This is a genomic window from Pseudoalteromonas sp. Isolate6 (assembly GCF_022398435.1).
Lineage (GTDB): Bacteria > Pseudomonadota > Gammaproteobacteria > Enterobacterales > Alteromonadaceae > Pseudoalteromonas > Pseudoalteromonas galatheae.
This window is the reverse complement of record NZ_JAKEVK010000073.1, coordinates 1-19935: the sequence shown is the minus strand read 5'-3', so window position 1 is coordinate 19935 and position 19935 is coordinate 1. Positions and strand designations below refer to the sequence as shown.

Below are 19935 nucleotides of genomic sequence, written 5' to 3'. Positions count from 1 at the left end.
ACGTTTGTTTACGTAATATTCATTAAAATTTCATTTTTTACATTATTCTGGCTTGACCTCTGACCATTGTAATCTAAAGTTTGTTTGTTACTAAATTGTAATAATTGGAGCAAGTACATGAAAAGGTTAATTCTCAGCGCCCTGCTTGGGTTGCTATCGATCGTTACCTCTCCCGCCCACAGCGGTGAGGAATTAGAGTATCCCGTGGTATTAGTTCACGGTCTATTTGGTTTTGATAATCTGCTCGGAGTAGATTATTTTTATCGCGTACCACAAGTGATCCATGATGAAGGTGGGCTGGTTTATGTTGCAGAAGTATCATCAGCCCATAATTCAGAATTGCGTGGTGAGCAACTACTAGAGCAAGTTGCGTTGGTTCGAGCATTAACGGGTAAAGACAAAGTTAATTTAATTGGTCACAGCCAAGGCGCGCAAACTATTCGCTATGTCGCCTCAGTTAAACCTGAGTGGGTGGCCTCAGCGACTAGTATTGGTGGCGTAAACTGGGGGAGCCGTTTTGCTGATGTTGTTCGCGGTGGAGTAGACAGTGGTTCATTTTCGGAGCAGTTTTTAGCATCGCTTGCTAACGGCCTTGCGGGATTGATTGATTTGTTATCTGGTAAAGCAACCGCACCAAAAGACGCACTCGAAGCGCTAAGTGCTTTGACCACGGCTGGCACATTAGCATTTAACCAAAAATACCCAGAGGGTATACCAAGCAGTTATTGTGGCGAAACCCAAAGTCTAGCAAGCAATGGTGTGCATTATTTTTCATGGAGTGGCAGCAAAGCATGGACCAACGTATTTGACCCTGCTGATAATGCACTCGCACTGTTCTCTCAAGTTTTTGATGAGGCCAACGACGGCCTAGTCTCAGCTTGTTCTAGTAATTTAGGTCAGGTGATCAACAACCAATTCAAAATGAACCATTTAGATCAGGTAAACCATACTATTGGGATTCATCACTTGTTCGAAACAGATCCATTAACCGTTTATCGCCAGCATATTCGCCGCTTAAAAGGTCTGGCGCTATGAAAAAGTGGGGCCTTTTGCTAATCATTTTGACTATGCTGTCGCTGGTTTATATCGAGAGTGAACAGCAAGAGATGCCGCGTCATCTTCCCCGGTTCGCGGTGGTATCAGAGCAGCAAAGTGATGCGCATAAGGTCCCACAACCCACAAGGAGTGCATCTGCAAGCGTACGTTGTGAGACTATTAATAAACAGCATAAGCATCAAATCGACGATTGGCTTTTTGATCTACAAAACAATAACCAAGCCGAGCAGTGGCAAGCTTATCTGGAATTATTACCACAATGCCTTCACGAAGTTGCAGATCTCTACGTGCAATTTAAGCAGGCCTTAATTGATGTGGATACGCATCTTAACTTACAAGAACGTGTTGAGCTGCTACACGCACTGCAGCGGCAATTTTTTACAGATGAAGTGATCGCTGTTTGGTTTGAAGGTGATAATGCGTGGGATATGCAAGCTTTGATTCGCTGGCAAATTTTGTCAGACGCATCTATATCTGAGTCGCAAAAGCAGCAATTAATTGAGACGCATGTCAGTGGGCTTCCAAAGCGTGAACAAGTGTTATTTCACACCTCAGCTCAGTTACACACCCTAAACGCAAACTGGCAGCAAAAACACTATAATGAACTAAGTGCCGAATTTGGTGATGAAGCGGCAACTCGTATTCTTGAAGTCCAGAAGCAACAAAATCATTGGCAGCAAAAACTACAAAGCTTTATGCTGCAAAAACAAAATATTTTAGCCGAGCTTGGTGATAGCCAAATCGCAAAAGAAAAAGTCGAGTCACTACTCAAACAAACCTTTACGGAGAACGAGCAAAAGCGAGTCGCTGTATTGGTTAAGTGATAATTTTTAGTTATTGATAAGATTTACAGGCCGGTTACATGGAGCAGCCAAACTTTCAGCCATGAGCCCATCTTGGCAACTGGTAAATACAATCAAACAAGCAGTAAAACATGAAAATTGAACCAAACCTGTGGCAGCTTTATTTACAAGTATATTTTCAACCATTACAGCAAATCGGCTTTGATTCTCGGGGCGCAGTCTTAAGTCTGTGGAATCCACATGGAAAGGTACTCTGTGAAGATAAAAATCAACGCTTATCACGATTTTGGCAAGGGGCTTTACAGCGCGCAAATGTGCCTTATCAGTTGCTATGGGGCGGTGATCAGCAAATGCAATATCGAGAGTTAAGTGTTTATATAAAGTGTGATTTAGCATCGGGATATCGATGGGCGACACGATTAAATCAACTGGGATTTTATTTCGTCGAAGATAATCAATTGCACCTCTATAACAGTAGCGATAAAGCGCAAAGCGATGTGGTGACGGATAACTTCGTATCTCGGTTTTGCTTTGCCAAAATACCAAAGCAGAACCAAGCCATACAACCAAAAAACAGGGCCTAAACTAGGCCCTGTTTGCTGTACTTCATTGGTTTATTTTAAGTCAAAGCGGTCTAGTTGCATTACCTTCACCCAAGCGGCGATAAAATCGTCTACAAACTTCTGTTTGGCATCGTCCGATGCATAGACTTCGGTAATTGCGCGAAGTTCAGAGTTAGAACCAAAGATTAAATCAACCGGGGTTGCCGTCCATTTTATCTCTCCAGTTTTGCGGTCACGGCCTTCGTATAAGCCTTCTTGCCCTTCTACTTTTGACCATTTAGTCGACATATCTAGCAGGTTAACAAAGAAGTCGTTGCTCAATTGACCAGGTTTGTCAGTAAATACACCGTGCTCTGCGCCTTTGTAGTTTGCGTCTAAGCTACGTAGGCCACCTAATAGTACCGTCATCTCAGGTACAGATAAGTCCAGCATATTGGCTTTGTCTACTAACATTTCAGTTGGAGACATAAACGCTTCATCACTGTAATAGTTACGGAACGCGTCTGCCTTTGGCTCCAGATAGCTAAATGATAAGACGTCCGTTTGTGCTTGTGAGGCATCGGTACGGCCCGGCTTAAACGCTACATTTACTTTGTAGCCTGCGTCGTTTGCGGCTTTTTCAACTGCTGCAGAACCACCTAACACAATCAAGTCGGCAATAGAGACTGCTTTTTTGCCAGCACGCTTATTAAAGCGGGTTTGAATATCCGTCAATGTAGCTAGCACTTTGTTGACCTCGTCAGGGTTGTTTACCTCCCAACTTACCTGAGGCTCAAGGCGTAAACGGCCACCGTTTGCACCACCACGCATATCAGTAACTCGGTGGCTAGATGCTGCCGACCATGCTGTTCTGATCAGTTCTTGTTTTGTTAGACCTGAGTTCAAGATTGATTTTTTCAGGGCGCTTATGTCCTTGTTATCAATCATCTTGTAATCCGCTTTTGGAATTGGATCTTGCCAAGTCAGTACTTCGCTTGGTACTTCTGAACCTACATAACGGGCTCTTGGACCCATATCACGGTGAGTCAACTTGAACCAAGCCTTCGCGAACGCCAACTCATATTGCTTTGGATCTTTGCGGAAGCGTTCAATAACCTTACGATATTCAGGGTCAAATTTTAATGCCAAATCCGTGGTGAACATTATTGGTGCGTGGCGTTTACCTTCAATGTGGGCGTCTGGTACTAGGTTTGCCGCAGCTTTGTTATCTGGGATCCACTGGGTCGCACCAGCTGGACTTTTGGTCATTACCCAATTGAAGTTCATTAGGTTGTCGAGATAATTGGTTGACCACTGAGTTGGTGTGACCGTCCAAGCCCCTTCTAAACCACTTGTTGTGGTGTCTGCACCTTTACCCGAGCCGCATTTATTTTTCCAGCCTAGGCCTTGCGCTTCAATTGCTGCAGCGGCTGGTTCTTTACCCACACAATCAGATGGCTTTTTCGCGCCATGTGCTTTACCAAAGGTGTGACCACCCGCGATAAGTGCGACCACTTCTTCGTCGTTCATTGCCATACGGCCAAATGACATGCGAATATCTTTTGCGGCAAGTAGTGGATCTGGTTTACCGTGTGGACCTTCAGGGTTGACATAAATAAGTCCCATTTCTACAGCTGCTAATGGACCTTTTAGCTTACCTTTTTTGTCACGACGCTCGTCTTTTAGGAAAGCATCTTCTGGCCCCCAATAAACTAAATCAGGTTCCCAATCGTCCTGACGGCCACCTGCGAAACCAAAGGTCTTAAAGCCCATTGACTCAAGTGCAACATTGCCTGCTAAGACCATTAAGTCTGCCCACGATAGGCTACGACCGTACTTTTGTTTAATCGGCCACAATAATCGTCTTGCTTTATCTAGGTTTGCGTTATCTGGCCAGCTGTTTAACGGATCGAAACGTTGTTGACCACCTGCAGAGCCACCACGGCCATCGTGTACACGATAAACTCCGGCACTATGCCATGCCATACGGATCATAAATGGACCATAATGACCCCAGTCAGCAGGCCACCAGTCTTGTGAATCGGTGAGTGTTTGCTCGATGTCTTTTTTGACTTGCTTAAGATCTAGTTTGCTAAATTCAGCGGCATAATCAAAGTTTGCGCCGTAAGGATTGGACTCTGGGCTGTGTTGTCTTAATGGGCTTAGGTTTAGTTGTTCTGGCCACCAAAATTGATTAGTTTTTGCTTCACTCATTGCAGCAAAGCTCTGGGCTGATAGCGTTGTTGTTACTGCGAGCGCGACGGCAGACAACATCGTTCTAGATTTTCTATTCATGGGGTTTTCCCTCGTAATTAAAGTGTGTCTCAAACTGCGTGTTAAACTTTAGTTCACAAATTAAAAAGAGAAAATCCAGAAAAACAAATTGGTGTGTTCGGAAAAATAAATCGATAAAAAATCTATTTTATCAAAGTGTTATATTTGTTTTTTATCGCGAGAATATTTTTGAAGTAAAACTTGAATTTAGTATTTTGCAACAATCAACTTAAAACACAAAACTTTTGTAAAAATTCTCGTAATTGTATTGGGTATGGAAAAATATATGGTGGAGTAGTGAGTCCTACTCCGCTTTATTCGCTAATATTGAAAATAGCAATGGTACTTGATGCCCTTTACTCAATAACTGAAAACCGTGTCCGGACACCGCCTCCAAACCTTTAAAGCAGTTATATGGACTGTAAGGGTGCTCATCAAAGTGAGTGATTGTAAGACCTGCTTGCATTAATGACTGCATCACTTCGGCGATTGAGTGCGGCCAAGTCGCAATGGTTTGTTTGGTATCTTGGTGGTTCTCGGTATAGGTTGATTCTTCGCTAATATCCGGCTGAGTTTGTGGGAAGTAAGGGTAGCCCAAATGAAGGTCAATACTTGGGTGAAACTCCACGAGACAAAACTGACCGCCGGGTTTCAATGCGCGGGCAATAGTAGCAGCCCATTGAGATAAATCTTGCAACCAGCAGATGGTGCCATAGGATGCAAAGACAATGTCGAATTGTGTGCTATTCTCAAGCCCAAATTGCGTGATGTCCTGACAGATAAAGCAGGCGTCAAGCCCAGTTTGTTGGGCCAATGTATTTGCTCGGGTAATGGCTTCTGTCGAAAAATCAACGCCAGTCACCTTAGCCCCCAGTCTTGCGAATGACAGGCTATCTAAGCCGAAGTGACATTGTAGGTGAAGCAGACTCTTGCCTGATACATCACCCAGTAGCTCACATTCAATGGGATTGAGTGAAGAGGTACCTTGTAAAAAGCGATCGACGTCATAAAACTCAGAGTCAAAATGTGCCTTGGCTCGTTCTTCCCATGCTGCACGATTGAGAGAGACATAATCCATATTGCATTCCCTATTTTTGTGGATTTGCTTTAATAATAACGAGTAAATAAACCGAGGCAAGACTGCCCCGGCTTGGTTGGGATCCCGTTTATTTCTTCGGGTCGTGTTTGTCGAACCACCACTGAATATAAGCCACTTTGTTTAGTAGGTTGGATGGTCTTTTGGTGATTCCGTGTGAGGCATCTGGAATTCTGACCATAGCTGTTTCTACACCCTGTAGCTTAAGCGCTTGATAATACTGCTCAGTTTCTGAGATTGGCGTACGATAATCCGCTTCACCTGTCAGTAGCATGGTTGGGGTTTTTACATTACCGACATAGCTGATAGGAGAGCGTTTCATATAATGTTCCATATGCTCCCATGGTTTTCCTGGGAACCAGTAGTCCGCAAAAAATGGATAGAAATCTGCAGTTAACACAAAGCTATACCAGTTTATCACCGGCTTTGCTACGACTGCTGCTGCGAATCTATCCGTGTGACCGACCGTCCACGCGGTGAGTACGCCGCCACCTGAACCGCCAGTAACAAACAAGCGGTCTTTGTCTATATAGCCCTCGCCGATCAGATGATCCACACCTGTCATTAGGTCGTCAAAATCATGGCTTGGGTAGTTGTGGTGGATTGTTTGAGCAAACTCTTTGCCGTAGGAGTCGCTACCTCGTGGATTCATGTAAAGCACTACGCTGCCTTGGGCGGCAAAAAGTTGTACCTCGGCGCTAAAATGTGGGCCGTAGTTTGCGACTGGGCCACCGTGGATCTCAAGTACCAGCGGGTACTTTTTAGATTTATCGAACCCGGGAGGGTAGGCGACCCAAGCTTGAATTGGCAGTTGATCGTGCTTCGACTTTAGCCAAACTTCTTCAACTTTTGCCAGTGTTTTATCGCCAAGGGCATCTTCGTTAAGCTTTGTAATTGGTCTTGGCTCGCCGCGTTTTACAATTGCGACATCGGCAGGGCGCTGGGTATCTGCGAGTGTAAAAGCCACTAATCCGCGGTCACTGATGGCATAGTCACCACCTGAATAGGGGCGACCAAAACTCACACTACCAATGGCATCCGTTATCTGCTCAAAACGCCCTTTTAACGGCTGATAGCCAAGTGTGGTTTTCCCTTCACTGTCGTAACTTACATAGACGCCACGGCTGTTGGCGGCCCAAGTGACAGAGGCAAGGCTTCTATCTAAATCGGCTGCATAGGTTTTGGTTTCGCCTGATTTGAGATCTTTGATATAGAGTAGGCTATTCTCGTAATTGGTTTTTTTATCATCATAACCAAGGTAAGCCAGATAGCGGCCATTAGGTGACACCTCTGGGTGAGTATCTGGGCCTACTCGGTCAGTTACCGCTGTGATTTCAAGCGAGTTTAGGTCTAGCTTATAGACTTCGCTGTTGGTTGGGTTTAATTGGTTATCCTTGTGGCGATTAGCCGAAAAATACAGTGCCTTTGCGTCATCAGCAAAACTCAGTTCACCGCCATGATCAAAGTTGCCTGAGGTTAACTGTTTTGCATTGCCACCGTTGGCATCAATTTTGAAAATATGATTAAAGCCCGGTTCGGTGTAACCAGCACCGTCGGCGCGATAATATACCTCATCGATAAATACGGGTGGTTTTGCCCATTCAGCTCCTTTGGGCTTCCCTGCAACAGATACCGGTGGAGCTTTTTGGCTGGGAACAAACTGGCTAAAGTATAGGCTTTTACCATCTGGAGACCAATGTAGTCCCGATGGTCCGTGAGCTAAATTACTGATTTTGGCAATGGCTCCAGTTGCCAACCATTTCACATAAATTTGGCTGCTACCGTCGCGAGTAGAAATAAAAGCGATGCGATCATTACTAGGCGACAGCACAGGAGAATAATCCATGTGTAATCCAGAGGTAACTGGCTGCATTGCATTGGTAGCAAGGTCTACAGACCAGATATTACCGACTTTTCTATCACTTTTGATATCCATGCGATTTCGCACGAAGAAGACTTTGTCACCGTCATTGGTGATGTCAATTTGATTAGCATATTCAAGATTAAATATATCGGTTGGCTCAAGAGGTGCGGCTTGCACAGCGCAAGCTGAGCTTGCAATCGCGACGCCTGCTAGAAAGTATTTCATGACTCATCCTGTTTCTAATTATCATTTCCACTATGCGCCATATTGCAGCTTAATCAACTCTTTGCGGTGAACAAATTAAAAATCCATAAAAAAGTGCTTTACCTCAACTTAACTTGCGGTTTTATCGTTGCCTCCAGTTAGCGGAATTTACAAAGAAGAGGATGATATGTATGTACTTAGAACACGTAAATTTGGTAGTTAGCGACCTAGAAGAGATGCTCCACTTTTATCGCGCCGCATTTCCTCATTGGAAAGTTAGAAGCAAAGGGCAAGGAGAGTGGTACGGCAAAGCACGAACATGGCTGCATTTTGGAGATGACTATCATTATATTGCGCTTAGCGACCACGGTGAGGGCCAAAACAGAGCACTCGAGGGTCACCAAGTCGGCTTGGCACATTTCGCCTATGTGGTTCAAAGTGTCGAGCGTGTTGTTAATCGGCTAACCGAAGCGGGTTACACAGTCGATAAAGTCGGAGCGCAGCATCCATACCGAAAAAACGTTTACTTTATTGATCCTGCGGGATATGAAATTGAGTTTGTGGAATATATGAGTGATCTGCCTTCTGAGCGCAATAGTGATTAACTTGCTAAGAAGCGTGAGTATTGCCCATGTTATAGTTATAGCGAGTGGTTAGAATGAGGGAGATCTAGCGTTTTTAAAAACAAATGATCCGCCCTCATTTGGTGAGCATAGCTCTGTGATTACTTAACCTGAGGTTTGGATAAGGAATGAGCTAACTCATTGTTTTTTAATCACCTTAAACTATCTTCTTATCTAGCCAGAGAGTTTTAGGGATAACTAGGCAAATTTACGCACCAATAGCTGGCTATTGGAAGTGAATTCAACGCAGTTAGCGCTAAAACTGGCTGCTAGAAAGTCATTAATTATCCGAAGCTCAGGTTACTTTAGCAACCCAAACTTCTCGTCATTTACCCACTCGCCGTTAATTTGGAAGTTATGTTTTAGCGTGCCTTCGAGCTCAAATCCTAGTTTCTTGAGTAAATGGTGAGAGGCATGATTTCCTTGGGTAACGGTGGCGATGAGCTTGTGGTAATTACATTCGCGCAAGGCAAAATCAATGACGGCTCTAGAAGCTTCAAAGGCGTAACCCTTTCCTTGAAATTCGGGGGAAAGCATAAAACCTAACTCGGCCTGTTGAAACGGTGTCCACATACTTAAAAATCCGTGTAGCCCGATTGGGGTCGCTGTGGCCGTTTCTTCAATTACTAAGGTGAGCCAAGTGTTATCTTCTTTGTGCCACTGCCCAAGTCCAGCGCTTAAACCACGGTTAAACTTTTCACGCAGCGTAGCTTCATTGGTAATCTCACCGACAAAACGCATGACATCTGGATGTTGATGAAGTTCTACCCAAAGCGGCCAATCTGTATTAAGTATAGGTCTTAAGGTAAGTCTTTCTGTTGTGAGCTGCATGTAAAGTCCTTTCGCTTATTAAGCATGTACGGCCAGACTATCACAAATTATTGATTTATCACGTTTCTTATTTCTTCAATTAAGGCAATGCTCGCCTCATTGTCACCATGAACGCATAAGGTGTCGGCGCGTAAGGAAAGTGACTTCCCACTTGCAGTTGTAACACTACCTTGCTGGTGTAATTGCTTAACTTGTGCAAGTAGCGCTGACTTATCATGCACTGCGCCCGGTTCAGAGCGGGGAGTAAGTAAGCCTTCATCGGTGTAGAGTCTATCGGCAAAGGCTTCAAAAATCAGTGATACATTATGGTGGTCGGCGAGTTGTTGGTGGTTTGCTTGTTGCGCAGTTGCTAGTACCATCAACTTAAGCTCACTTGGGTAGCGTGAGATGGCCTTGATCACACAGCTTAATAACGTTTGTGACTTCATCATATCGTTATAAAGTGCACCGTGTGGTTTCACATAGCTTAGCGTCAAGCCTTGCACCTTTGCCATCCCTTCAATTGCGGCAATTTGGTAATGTAAAGCGTTGGTGATTTCTTGCTCAGAAAGCTGCATTGAGCGGCGGCCAAACCCTTGGCGGTCTGGATAACTTGGATGTGCGCCAAGCGTTACTCGATGCGTGTTGAGCAGCTGTAGTGTTTGCGCGAGTACATCAGGATCTCCTGCGTGAAAACCGCAAGCGACATTAGCCATGTCGATATGTGGCATTACATGTTCGTCTAACCCCATTTTCCAGGCGCCAAAGCTCTCACCCAAGTCGCAATTTAATAACATGCTTATTTCCTACTTCGTTACTGCAAGCTCTAAATCTTGTTTATCTGTCACCAATAAATGGTGTGGACTATTCATAATACAGAACTCAGGTGCCGCTTTTGCTATGGCTAACTGAGCTGTCAGGCTGGAGCCCCAAAAAACCGGAAGCTGTCCCTCTTTACAAGTCAATGGCTCGCCAAAATTAGGTTTGCTAAGATCTTTGATCCCAACCTCACTAGGCTCACCAAAATGAAGTGGCAACGCATAGGGAAGTCGGCTTAGTGTTGCCGCTTGAATGGCACTAATAAGATTTTGCTTTGTTAATGGGCGCATCGCCAGTATTTGATTTGCCTCGTATTTATCTACTGAGTTGCAAGGCAAGTTGCTGATGTAGAGTGGTAAAGGTGTGGTTGGGTTCGCCGATGGTGGATTTATTCCATACTGCGCGAGCAAGTTATCAAAAGAAAGATAACTGGCAAAAGCAAAGGTAACTAAATCGTCGCGCCAGTGCTCTTCTATGTTATGGCATTCTTGGGCGAGCTGGCCATGTTTTAAAATCTGATACTTGGGGAGGTGGTAGCGTATGTCTATATCTTTCCCCAAAGTGTCAAAGTTGAAATTACCCGGCTCGCTGGGCGGAATAATCAGCTTGCAAACGGATTGATTACTCTCACAAAAACGGAAGAATGAATATGCTTCGCTTTGTGGCAAAATAATCACATTACATTGTGTGAACCCAGGCACGAACCCTTTAGTAGGGCCCGTATAATCACCATCCTTGATCATTTTTCTTATTGCATGTGGTGCACTTAAAGAAGCACTGGGATCCATAGATTCCTCCAATTAGTGGTTTACTGTAACAGGCAGTGAACCTTCCGCTTTCGCTATTCCTAAAATCACTTTGGCCAGCGCCGTATAGGCAGGCCCAGTTACTTTTTTATCACGATTTACGTCTACATTATAAGCATAACTTGCTAATACTGCGTTACTAAGAGGTCCAAAGGTACTAATTTCGTATGGTGCTCTTAGGCTGATAAATAGCTGCTTTTTACCCAGTTTTTGACCGTATTGCAGTAATGCTTTCAGCGCCTCTGGTTGCACATTACGCGCCACACCATGCTCTCGTAACTTTTTCACATCGTCCATGCCGCCAATTTCAACCGCGCTTTGCGGTGGCGATGCATGTGCGGCGATTATCACATCGGCCTGTTTAATTGCATCATGTGCAATGTCTGGGTCGTAGGCTTGTAGGCTTGTACAAGAAAGTGTGAGCGAGTTTTTACTGTATGTTTGTAATGCTTGCTCAAGTGCAAAACATTTTTGCCTATCTGGCATGATAAGGTGAACAACTTGTGCGTTATCTCTGAGCGGCAATACACCATCGTTTTTTACTTCAGTAATAGCCGCTAGTGCAAGTTCTGCTTCTAAGCGACGATGGCTTGGATTACCCAGTGTTGAATTGGCAATGGCCAAAGAAGCGCTTGATTGTGGCAGCTTTGTCTTGAGCTTGGCGATACGCGCCATAGAACTGTTAAGTTGCTCTTGGTTTAGTTTATTGGTATCAAGCGCTGCGGTTAGCTCTGCCATATATTGTTCAAAGCGTTTGATGTCTGCACGATTGCGAATAGCAATAGGCATTAGCGCGATATCCACGCCAGCGTTAAACGTTTCAATGGTTGCATCGACTGGATTAAAAAAGTCGCTGATCCCAGCCATATCTAGCGCATCGGTGACGGTCACGCCTTGGTATCCCAATTCGTGTCTTAGTAGTTGTGTCATGATCTGATAAGACATAGTCGCGGGCCTTATCATGCTCTCACCTTGAGAGTTAACAACTTTACTGCTGTCGAGCGCCGGATATTGAATATGGGCGGTCATTACCATGCCAGGAGGTGATGTTTTGATTATCTCGGCAAAGGGCAATAAATCTTGCTGGTTAATTTTGTCGCGGTCGTGATCAACACGAGGTAGTCCCGTGTGGCTATCAACATGTGTATCACCGTGGCCAGGAAAATGCTTTAGCGCAGAAAGTACACCTGCGGCCTCAAATGCTTTTACCTGAGCTAGACCTAATTCGGCGACCACTTTCGGATTTTCCGAGAATGAACGCACATTGATCACCGGATTATTCGGGTTGCTGTTCACATCTACCGTTGGGGCGAAGTTTACGTTGATCCCTAAGCTATTTAGCTCCTTTCCAATCGCGCTTGCCACTTTGGTTGCGTAAGTATCGCCCTGTTTTGGATAGGTTGCTCCAATACTCATATTGCCAGTAAACGACGTTGCTTGTTCACGATTAATTCGGGCAACACGACCACCTTCTTGGTCGATGGCAATAAATAAGGGAAGTTGACTTTTACTTTGTTGTGCTGCACTTTGTAACGCATTGGTTAGACTGACTATTTGCGCTGTGTTTTGCACATTTTCGGCAAACAAAATAGCGCCGCCGATGTCGTATTTACTGATCAACTCGGACAGTTCAGGCGGTAAAGTTGTCATCGCTGCTCTACAATCTCCACTTGGCTTTTTGCTTTCACCGCAGTAATAGCGAAAATCGAGCATAAGCTTTTGTCCAAGCATTTGCGAAGTGGTCAGTGGCACTTGTGCTGCTGTTGCGTGAGCTGAAGTGATGAAACTCATGAATGTGATAGTTCCTAAAGTAGTGAGCAGAGATAATAATCGCACAATCAATAATAAACGCTGAATAAAATTGTCTACACTTTAACATTGATTTAGAAGCGACTACAAAGTGCTTTCTATTAGGGCCTGTTGATCTTTCAAGTTTGTTTTTGCAGCAGTTTGATTGGTATTTATACAAGGGAGAGCCAGCGTAGCATAGTCATTCTATGTAAGTCTGGCGATAAAGACTTTGTGCTCCTGCAAAGTCACCTTACCCCACATCCTTGTGGGGTAACACAGTAGGAATGCTAATCAAGCGCTGCCCTTTGGGTTCATCTGAGTGCGCTTTGTTCATTGTTGCTCAACTTTTGCCTAGATTACTAGGCGGCAAGTCGAGCGTCGCGACCAAAACACACTCAGAAGAACAAAAATCAAACAGCAAAGGTCAACATGCCCTAGGCGATAACAGCATAAATTAAACACAGATTTTAAAGGGAATAAAAAATGAACAACCATATAAACTATGTAGAATTAGCAGCAAAAGACTTAGTAGCAACACAAGCTTTCTTCGAGCGGGTGTTTGATTGGCAATTTGAATCTTACGGGCCTGATTATATTGCGTTTGCAAATTCAGGCCTGGACGGCGGCTTTTTCCGAGCCGATGTGTCTTCTAAACAAGCGCAAGGTGGAGTTCTCGTGGTGTTGTACAGCGACGAGTTGGAAGCCGTGCAAAGCAAAGTAGAGCAAGCGGGCGGAGAGATAAGCAAGACTATATTTGAATTTCCTGGCGGTCGTCGCTTTCACTTTATTGAGCCGAGCGGCAATGAGTTTGCGGTATGGTCTAAATAACCTAAGTTTCGATAATTAATGCCTTTCTAGCAGCCAGCTATAGCGCTATCTGCATTGAATTCACTCCCAATAGCCAGCTATTGGTGAGTAGTTCTCCTTACCTATAGGAAATAGGTACCTTAGCGAGAGCGGGGCGCAGAAGCTGCGTTAACCACAAAACTCTCTGGCAAGGTAAGGAAATAATTCAACATGAGTTTAAAAATAATTAGTTGATACATTCCTTATTCAAATCCCAGCTTAAATAACCAAACTGCGTGTTGTAAAGGCCCTTTACAGCACACGTAAACGCAGAGGTTTTACTGCAATCATCTTTCGTTTTCAGATTAGATAAAAACTTGAATTCGTTGCTATTGTGAACAATAGTTATTAAACACTGATGCTAAACTTCTTTGTGTTTGATACCTGCTTACCACGTAATCAACCTACAGATCAATTTAACCGGTCTAGGTTTAGGGCAGTAGTACTGGTGATAAGGGTTGTTATTTAAAAAACACCACTAGACGCATCATCACCATACTTAGGTTTGATTAGGCAATGAGACGGACATTCTTAGTTGTTGGTACTTTACTCTCCTTAACCATGCTTATGGCCGATAAATTGGGCCTATTTTTGCTGTCACCCGTGACTTTTATCATCATCAGCACTTTAGCTTTTTTGTTTGTAGCACTGCTTTGGTGGCAAGCTCAAGATCCTATAAAAATCAACGTTGATGATGGTTCTACCGTGCCACAAATGGTGTTAGATAGTGATGGCGTTATCCTACAAGCTAATGACCAAATGCAATCCATACTGGGTGTTGGCAGCAACGTATTTGGATTAAAAATTGAGGAATTAATCACCGTGAACGGTAGTGTCAACAATGAAGGGAAGAGCGTGGCAACGAGCAAGTTCGACGCGCTTGTTACACAAAGCTATGGCAACTGCACGGTTGTTCACAGTGGTAAAGTTATTAGCCCAGTTACTTTACCACTAAAAGTCGCTGATACCGTTACGGGATATCTCTGTTATTTTAATACTAGCAATAGAGAAAATCGTCTCGCTCAGGCATTGGAAGAAGAAAAAGAATTGCTTGAAGTGACGTTGAGCTCTATTGGTGATGGCGTGATCTGTACAGATGTAAATGGTGTTATCACTTATATTAATCCGGTCACAGAAGCCATTCTCGCGATGTTAAATGAAGAAGTGGTCGGGCGGCGATTTGATGACGTTATGTCTATGTATCATGAAGAGACCAAAGCTTCGATTAATAAATTCCCTGAACTTTGCCTAAAGCAAGGTCATACTATTTGTTTGCCTGAACTCACTTCAATTACCAATCACCTCGGTCTTACCTTTGCAATTCAAGACTCCTTTTCTCCTATTATTGCTAAAGATGGTAGCTACCTTGGCACTGTAATGGTTTTTCAAGACGTTACTGAGTCGAGATTAATGGCGAAAAAAATGAATCACCTTGCCCATCACGATGCATTAACCGGGTTACCCAATCGCTTATTGCTGCATGACCGTTTAGTGCAGGCTTGTAAACGAGCTAAACGCATGAGTCATCAATTTGCGTTGGTCTTTATTGACGTCAACAAGTTCAAAAAAATCAACGACTCACTGGGGCACGATCACGGCGACTTATTACTCAAAGAGATTGCAAGCCGACTAACTCAGCAAATTCGAGGGTGTGACACCGTTGCTAGAATGGGGGGCGATGAATTTGTGTTACTCATTGATGGTATCCGAGATAAAAAATATGTACGTAAGGTGGTGAGTAAGGTCTTGAACAGCGTTAACGGACAATATTGTTTACGGCAAGTTAGCCTTAAAGTCACGGTGAGTGCAGGCGTTGCAATTTACCCCGACGACGGTGACAACACTGAAGCTTTGTTAAAACATGCTGATACTGCAATGTATCGAGCTAAAAAAGCCACACAAACGGAGTTTCAGTTTTATAACGCGCGTTTAGACCATGAGTCAGAGCAGCGTTTGTTGCAAGAAAGTCGGATCATTCAGGGGTTAGAAAATAGAGAGTTTATTCCTTATTTCCAGCCTATTGTTGACGCACACACGCGTAAGATTAAGAAACTTGAAGTACTTGTAAGGTGGCAACAAGACCAACAAATATTGGAACCTAAAGACTTTTTTGAAACGGCATGTGATGGCGACCTGATAGTAGAAATTGGGCAGCAACTCAGAGCACAGGCTTTCCATGCAATGAAGAGATGGTTTTGTGAATACGATAACCTTGTGGTTAGTTTCAACCTTTCGCTTACTGAGCTTACCAATAAAACAGTAATAAAAAACTTTATGGATCAAGCTGTACAGCACCAGCTGTCACCTAGGCAAATTGAAATAGAAATCAAAGAAGTTGATCTGATAGAATTACTTGATAAAGCACCTGAGGTGATGGCAGAACTGGAGCAGTCAGGCGTGCGGATTTCAATTGATCATTTTGGTGTTGGGCATACCAGCATGTTGTACCTACAAAGGCTCACGTTTGAAACTATTAAAATTCCACCTGCTTTCCTTGCTACCCCTCAGTCAGTTGCCTCACAAAATGATATTGCAAAATTGATTGTACAGATGGCAAAGAGCTTGGACGTAGAATGTGTAGCGGTAGGTGTTGAAAGCGCGTTGCAAGCCAAGTCTCTTAACCTCAACGGTTGCCACCTTATCCAAGGCAACCACCTTTTTGCTCCCGCCACAGAGTCCGAGATAACCCCTATTCTCAGTACCCACATGAGCGTAGATAGGCGCAGATTAGGTCAAAACTAGCACTGATTAATTTATCTAAAAATATTGCTAAAACTTTCCCTTCTTTCGTTTATAGGTGTACAAAGCTCAACTCACTTGCTCTGGCAACAACAAAAGAGAAGGGAATGCCATGAGCAACAACACACCTTGTTATAATACCAATTGAATTAATTCTCTAATCAATTTGAAGGGTGAAATAGCATATTAGCTTCGTTAAAAATTTCTCATTTAGAACAACTAAATAGCAAAATTTTTGCCTTGCCTATATGGATATAGGTACCTTAGCGGTAGCAGGACGCGAGAGCGGTGCTACTAAAGCTATTTCCCCGCTTCAAGATAGATCATTTACTTAATACAACTGGTATATCAAACCACCTTATTGTGCTTGCTATCAGTAGTGCGTTATTCCAAACCGAGTTTGATCCACTCCCGCTCACGGTGTATCACGACGTATTCTCGCGGCTATCTCTTGGTCGCGCCAGCGAACTCTCGCTAAGTTATCAGTTTTAAGCGAAATCGTTATTATCCGAGCAATTCTATTTCTTGACTTAAAGTTAACTTGAAGTTGTATGCTCCTCTTAAACGAATGATAGTGAACAAACGGTAAGAGGTAGAGGTAATGCAAAATAGCTTAGATAAAATCGTCAATGATATAAAAGCCAACTGGAGCGGGCTAAATTCAAGCACCACAGTAGCAGTACGTGAGTTACTCAGTGAGCTTACTCAGTCTCCACCGCACGAGCCTTGGCTTGAGAGCATTATGCGTGAAAGGTTGGCATCAAAAACACTCTACCAAGACCCTGAATATGGTTTTATGCTGCTAGTTCATGCCGAAGAAAAGGGCACGTACCGCCCACCTCATGATCATGGCGCAGGTTGGGTATTTTATGCCGTGCAATCTGGCGAAATGGAAATGACAACTTACAAACCCGTTACTACAGCAAGCGGCGAAACCCATCTCGTATCCCGAGGAACAGACACGCTCAAAGCCGGCGATTGCCGAGTGTTTCTACCCGGCGATATCCACGACACCCGATGCTTAACAGATAACTTCGTTCAATATCGTTTAACCAGTTGTGACTTTAAAGAAGAGAAGCGTTCAGGTCGGATGATTCAGTATCTGAGAGCGGTGTAGTGGTTTGCAAAACTCAAGGCGATAGTTGGTTTAATCGCCGTCGTTTACATCTAATCAAGCCGCTTTGAAGGGGCTATGGCTGCTAAGAGCGAGGAACAGGCGGTCGATCTAACTCATTTTTTGGGGCCAGAGTGTAGGAGCGAAGCGACGGAACGGAGGTCCCAGCCGCAACGCGGCGACAACAGCGCCTTGTTATGGCTTTTACTGTTTATTAGCACGTTTCATTTTATCAAATAGTGAATTCGGTTTGTTTGATGCTTTAATTTCAGCACGGCCTAGATTACCCTCTTTAGGCTTAATGTACTTCATTAACACGACAGGCATATTGCTAACATTATTTGCCAACCTTACGAATTCATTAGAAGCTGACTTTGTCGTAAATTCGTACTTAATAGTTACATCTCCGTCCTTTCGAAGTACATCAATTATCTGTATTGATGATGATTTTTCAGATCGAAGTCGACTTACCCAATCAATGCTCTTGGACTTGAGTGTAATTCTTTCTTCGGCTGCCCCTGCAGTGCATGGTTTATCATAGAAACCAAGTTTTCCGTCTGGTTGTATACACTTATAAATTTCCGCTGAAACAAGAAATGGAAACAGCAATAGTAATGTTGGAAATATGTGCTTCATATTTAGTTACCTATAAATCTGGTTGTAAGCCATAACGCCCGCGTAATGGCGCGAGCTAGCGAGCGCCCAGATTGACGCGTTTGTTAGCTTGTGTTGCACGAATAAATTTAAGATCACTAGTGATCACTCCAATACCCGATGCGACAACGTCATCGTAGGGTTGGGTGATCGATTCATGTCGAGACCAAAGATAAACATCCGAGCCATAGCTCTGTAACCTTGATGCGAGGCGCTCAGGATAGCCCCAAAAAAACTTTGTCATCGAGGGAGGTATAAAAAGAATGGTGTTCCTACAGGACTCAGGAATTAATCCCGCCCATCCAACTAAAAGATAATCTATTCCGCAACTCTTTACACTACCAACGCTTGCTAACCGTAAAGACGAATCCTTGTTTCGAAACCACTCCATACCTTTTGAAGAGGTAATTACAATATGGTTAGATTTTTTTCCAGCTAGATACTCATATAGAGTTTCGAATGAGCGTATGTCGTTATTCTTTAGGTTTAGCCAAAACTCATGCTTTGGATACCGTTCGTAAAACGCCTCTAACTTGGAAATCCTAAAACCTTTTCCTCTAAATGGGAAAGTCGCACCATCATCAAACGTATATCCATATCCTGCATCAATACTTTTCAACTGCTCAAACGATGTTTTATGTACCGGCCCAGACCCGTTTGTAGCACAATCTAACGTCCAGTCATGAAAAACAACCAGTTGATCATCACGTGTTCTGTGAACATTTAGATGAATTACGTTAGCTCCGGCTGCAACGGAAGAAGCCACAGCTTCTAGTGTATTCTCAACTGAATTGACCCTTGATGCGTTTATTGAAAGGGAGGTACAGCCAGTTTTTTTTAATTTTTCATAATTAACTGCGCTTCCGCCTCCTCGATAGGCCACGATCTCGCCATGTCGCTGTAGGTCAGGAACGAACACATAAGCATTAAAAACTCCTAGAGTAATTATGCAAGACAGAGAAACCAAAAATGTCTTAACTATTTTTATAAACATTTATTACCTGAATCCTTGGTCGATGAAAGCTAATATTTTAGTATTTATGCTACATGCTGTTTGTGCTGCATAATCACTGGTTGGACTGAGCCGCTACCTGCTCGGTGTGTCAGAGTTGGTGTTGTTTATGCTAGGGCTTACTTGGAAAAAACAGGCTTGTTGGAGGTTCTCACCTTCCTAGCTAGTGTAATCAGTTTAGCTAGTTTTATGTAAGCTTTCCCTGCATTGCTCAGCGCTTGCTATGTATTCATTACACCTAAACTTTCCTTAATAAGCAATTATATTTTTACGTGTGCAGAGGTCGCTAGCCTGTACAATTAAGTAGGCTAACTACTTGATTTTATAAAGCAGCCCTAATCAAGCATCCCCTCCTTGGCTGATATCAAAGCGCATCCAAGCGCTTCTCGTGCACTCTTTTTAAACGACGCGATCGAGCGAACCAAGAAAACGTCGCCCCAGCATCACACTCAACCTTCAAATCTTAAGCCGATATAGTGCAACCATCTTGTAAGGCACGTCCATGATGCCAGACAAGACTTGGCCGACATCCTGTCGGCGCATTGCATATCGACTTATGCTTTTCGGGTGTGATGGAGGGGGAATACGTTGCTTGTAAGATCTTCTACGATTTTTATGATGAAGCCGTTTGCAAGGGTTACAAAGGAAAATAACTGACACCCATCACAATAAGCAAGCGGCGAAACCCACCTTGTATCCCGAGGAACAAACATGCTCAAAGCCGGCGATATCCACGACACCCGCTGCTTAACAGATAACTTCGTTTAATATCGTCTAACCAGTGTGACTTTAAAGAAGAGAAGCGTTCAGGACGGATGAGCCAGTATTTGAGTGAGGTAGTAGTAAGTACCTATAGTCGAAGTGTAATGCTAAGGGTTTTGC

Annotated in this window: 16 protein-coding genes; 7 read left to right on the top strand and 9 right to left on the bottom strand. The window is 43.7% G+C overall.

Annotated elements, in window-relative coordinates:
* Positions 1–117 precede the first annotated feature (117 nt).
* From L1D50_RS11985 to L1D50_RS11975, 3 genes are all read left to right on the top strand, one after another.
* A complete protein-coding gene (locus L1D50_RS11985) occupies positions 118–1035 on the top strand; it encodes a triacylglycerol lipase (protein ID WP_138523999.1) in 918 nt (305 codons plus the stop codon).
* A complete protein-coding gene (locus tag L1D50_RS11980) occupies positions 1032–1880 on the top strand; it encodes a lipase secretion chaperone (protein ID WP_138524001.1) in 849 nt (282 codons plus the stop codon). Before L1D50_RS11985 ends, L1D50_RS11980 begins: the two co-directional genes overlap by 4 nt.
* A gap of 110 nt (positions 1881–1990) precedes the next feature.
* Positions 1991–2443: a hypothetical protein gene (locus tag L1D50_RS11975; RefSeq protein ID WP_128726080.1), complete on the top strand. Its 453-nt coding sequence runs from the start codon at positions 1991–1993 to the stop codon at positions 2441–2443.
* A 30-nt stretch (positions 2444–2473) separates the two neighbouring features.
* Here L1D50_RS11975 and katG read toward each other — a convergent pair whose 3' ends face one another.
* The 3 genes from katG to L1D50_RS11960 form a co-directional block, all read right to left on the bottom strand.
* Positions 2474–4696, bottom strand: coding sequence for a catalase/peroxidase HPI (gene katG / locus L1D50_RS11970; protein WP_167815460.1), 2223 nt, complete (start codon positions 4694–4696; stop codon positions 2474–2476).
* Positions 4697–4979: 283 nt separating this feature from the next.
* Positions 4980–5753, bottom strand: coding sequence for a class I SAM-dependent methyltransferase (locus L1D50_RS11965; RefSeq protein WP_138524003.1), 774 nt, complete (start codon positions 5751–5753; stop codon positions 4980–4982).
* Between the two features lie 88 nt (positions 5754–5841).
* Positions 5842–7860: a S9 family peptidase gene (locus L1D50_RS11960; protein WP_138524005.1), complete on the bottom strand. Its 2019-nt coding sequence runs from the start codon at positions 7858–7860 to the stop codon at positions 5842–5844.
* 170 nt (positions 7861–8030) lie between these two features.
* Here L1D50_RS11960 and L1D50_RS11955 point away from each other — a divergent pair, with 170 nt between their 5' ends.
* Positions 8031–8444: a VOC family protein gene (locus L1D50_RS11955; RefSeq protein WP_239966096.1), complete on the top strand. Its 414-nt coding sequence runs from the start codon at positions 8031–8033 to the stop codon at positions 8442–8444.
* Between the two features lie 318 nt (positions 8445–8762).
* On the opposite strand, the gene L1D50_RS11950 is transcribed toward L1D50_RS11955, so the two are convergent.
* From L1D50_RS11950 to L1D50_RS11935, 4 genes are read right to left on the bottom strand one after another with little or no spacing between them, the layout of a single operon-like run.
* Complete coding sequence (locus tag L1D50_RS11950; RefSeq protein ID WP_138524009.1) at positions 8763–9293, bottom strand: GNAT family protein; 531 nt, start codon at positions 9291–9293, stop codon at positions 8763–8765.
* A 47-nt stretch (positions 9294–9340) separates the two neighbouring features.
* Positions 9341–10069, bottom strand: a complete 729-nt coding sequence (locus L1D50_RS11945; RefSeq protein ID WP_138524011.1) for a 5-oxoprolinase subunit PxpA — start codon at positions 10067–10069, stop codon at positions 9341–9343.
* Between the two features lie 9 nt (positions 10070–10078).
* Positions 10079–10879 (bottom strand): DUF1445 domain-containing protein, encoded by an 801-nt coding sequence (locus tag L1D50_RS11940; protein ID WP_128726074.1) that lies wholly within the window; start codon positions 10877–10879, stop codon positions 10079–10081.
* A gap of 12 nt (positions 10880–10891) precedes the next feature.
* Positions 10892–12688 carry a glycoside hydrolase family 3 N-terminal domain-containing protein gene (locus L1D50_RS11935; RefSeq protein ID WP_138524013.1) on the bottom strand — a complete coding sequence of 599 codons (1797 nt, stop codon included), beginning with the start codon at positions 12686–12688 and terminating at the stop codon, positions 10892–10894.
* A gap of 483 nt (positions 12689–13171) precedes the next feature.
* On the opposite strand from L1D50_RS11935, the gene L1D50_RS11930 reads away from it, so the two are divergent.
* From L1D50_RS11930 to L1D50_RS11920, 3 genes are all read left to right on the top strand, one after another.
* On the top strand, positions 13172–13516 hold the full coding sequence (locus L1D50_RS11930; RefSeq protein ID WP_138524015.1) for a VOC family protein: 345 nt from the start codon (positions 13172–13174) through the stop codon (positions 13514–13516).
* A 534-nt stretch (positions 13517–14050) separates the two neighbouring features.
* Positions 14051–16276: an EAL domain-containing protein gene (locus L1D50_RS11925; RefSeq protein ID WP_239966095.1), complete on the top strand. Its 2226-nt coding sequence runs from the start codon at positions 14051–14053 to the stop codon at positions 16274–16276.
* 598 nt (positions 16277–16874) lie between these two features.
* Entirely contained in the window at positions 16875–17390 is a 516-nt protein-coding gene (locus tag L1D50_RS11920) for a hypothetical protein (protein WP_128726071.1), read from the top strand.
* Positions 17391–17591: 201 nt separating this feature from the next.
* Here L1D50_RS11920 and L1D50_RS11915 read toward each other — a convergent pair whose 3' ends face one another.
* A complete protein-coding gene (locus L1D50_RS11915) occupies positions 17592–18023 on the bottom strand; it encodes a hypothetical protein (RefSeq protein ID WP_138524085.1) in 432 nt (143 codons plus the stop codon).
* A gap of 55 nt (positions 18024–18078) precedes the next feature.
* Positions 18079–19035 carry a glycerophosphodiester phosphodiesterase family protein gene (locus L1D50_RS11910; protein ID WP_128726069.1) on the bottom strand — a complete coding sequence of 319 codons (957 nt, stop codon included), beginning with the start codon at positions 19033–19035 and terminating at the stop codon, positions 18079–18081.
* Positions 19036–19935: the final 900 nt, after the last annotated feature.

Coding starts and splice junctions, on each gene's coding strand:
- L1D50_RS11985 (WP_138523999.1), top strand. CDS start 118: ATGAAAAGGTTAATTCTCAGCGCCCTGCTTGGGTTGCTATCGATCGTT.
- L1D50_RS11980 (WP_138524001.1), top strand. CDS start 1,032: ATGAAAAAGTGGGGCCTTTTGCTAATCATTTTGACTATGCTGTCGCTG.
- L1D50_RS11975 (WP_128726080.1), top strand. CDS start 1,991: ATGAAAATTGAACCAAACCTGTGGCAGCTTTATTTACAAGTATATTTT.
- katG (WP_167815460.1), bottom strand. CDS start 4,696: ATGAATAGAAAATCTAGAACGATGTTGTCTGCCGTCGCGCTCGCAGTA.
- L1D50_RS11965 (WP_138524003.1), bottom strand. CDS start 5,753: ATGGATTATGTCTCTCTCAATCGTGCAGCATGGGAAGAACGAGCCAAG.
- L1D50_RS11960 (WP_138524005.1), bottom strand. CDS start 7,860: ATGAAATACTTTCTAGCAGGCGTCGCGATTGCAAGCTCAGCTTGCGCT.
- L1D50_RS11955 (WP_239966096.1), top strand. CDS start 8,031: ATGTACTTAGAACACGTAAATTTGGTAGTTAGCGACCTAGAAGAGATG.
- L1D50_RS11950 (WP_138524009.1), bottom strand. CDS start 9,293: ATGCAGCTCACAACAGAAAGACTTACCTTAAGACCTATACTTAATACA.
- L1D50_RS11945 (WP_138524011.1), bottom strand. CDS start 10,069: ATGTTATTAAATTGCGACTTGGGTGAGAGCTTTGGCGCCTGGAAAATG.
- L1D50_RS11940 (WP_128726074.1), bottom strand. CDS start 10,879: ATGGATCCCAGTGCTTCTTTAAGTGCACCACATGCAATAAGAAAAATG.
- L1D50_RS11935 (WP_138524013.1), bottom strand. CDS start 12,688: ATGAGTTTCATCACTTCAGCTCACGCAACAGCAGCACAAGTGCCACTG.
- L1D50_RS11930 (WP_138524015.1), top strand. CDS start 13,172: ATGAACAACCATATAAACTATGTAGAATTAGCAGCAAAAGACTTAGTA.
- L1D50_RS11925 (WP_239966095.1), top strand. CDS start 14,051: ATGAGACGGACATTCTTAGTTGTTGGTACTTTACTCTCCTTAACCATG.
- L1D50_RS11920 (WP_128726071.1), top strand. CDS start 16,875: ATGCAAAATAGCTTAGATAAAATCGTCAATGATATAAAAGCCAACTGG.
- L1D50_RS11915 (WP_138524085.1), bottom strand. CDS start 18,023: ATGAAGCACATATTTCCAACATTACTATTGCTGTTTCCATTTCTTGTT.
- L1D50_RS11910 (WP_128726069.1), bottom strand. CDS start 19,035: ATGTTTATAAAAATAGTTAAGACATTTTTGGTTTCTCTGTCTTGCATA.